The organism is Protofrankia sp. Cr1, from assembly GCF_963555865.1.
Taxonomy (GTDB): Bacteria; Actinomycetota; Actinomycetes; order Frankiales; family Frankiaceae; genus Protofrankia.
Window position 1 is genome coordinate 5,642 of record NZ_CAUVXO010000441.1, and the last position, 585, is coordinate 6,226.

A 585-nucleotide genomic window follows, 5' to 3' on the forward strand; every position below is an offset into this window, starting at 1 on the left:
CGACCCCTTCTCGCGGGAGCAGGCAGATCAGGAGACCGGCATCGCTGGTCCGTTCGAGGAGGCAGGCGTCGGAACGCCGTGGATGGCCGGCGGCTTCGGTCCGGGTATCTCGCCCAGTGATTGGGTGGCAGTGCCCTGCCGGATCATCCGCTGCCAACGCAGTGGGGTGCCCCGTGCCGCGGTCACCACGGACTGTATGACCACCAGGTACATGAGCTGCCGGTAGACGAACATCTGGAAGGGCAACGCCCATAGTGGACGTAGTGGTTCCCGTTCGAGGCGGAACGCAAAGGCGGTGGTGGCGAACTGGATGCCGTAGAACACCCCGAGTGTGGCGTAGACCCGCCAGTCTCCGCTGAACAGCGCGTAGACAGCCAGTAGATCGATGGCGGGTGCGATCACCGGTAGCACGACCTGAAACAGGACGAGCTGGGGAAGTACGAGCCGCCCGAGTCGACCGCCGGGCCCCCTTTCGAGCACGGCATGCCGGTGTTTCCAGATCGCCTGCATGGTTCCGTAGCACCAGCGGTAGCGCTGCCGCCAGAGCGCGCGGAGTGTGGCGGGGGCCTCGGTCCAGGCCCGGGC

Annotated in this window: 1 pseudogene; it reads right to left on the reverse strand. The window is 66.7% G+C overall.

Going from position 1 to position 585, the window contains the following annotated elements:
• Positions 1-27: 27 nt before the first annotated feature.
• Positions 28-585, reverse strand: a pseudogene (locus U9980_RS23245) (glycosyltransferase family 2 protein); the annotation flags it as partial.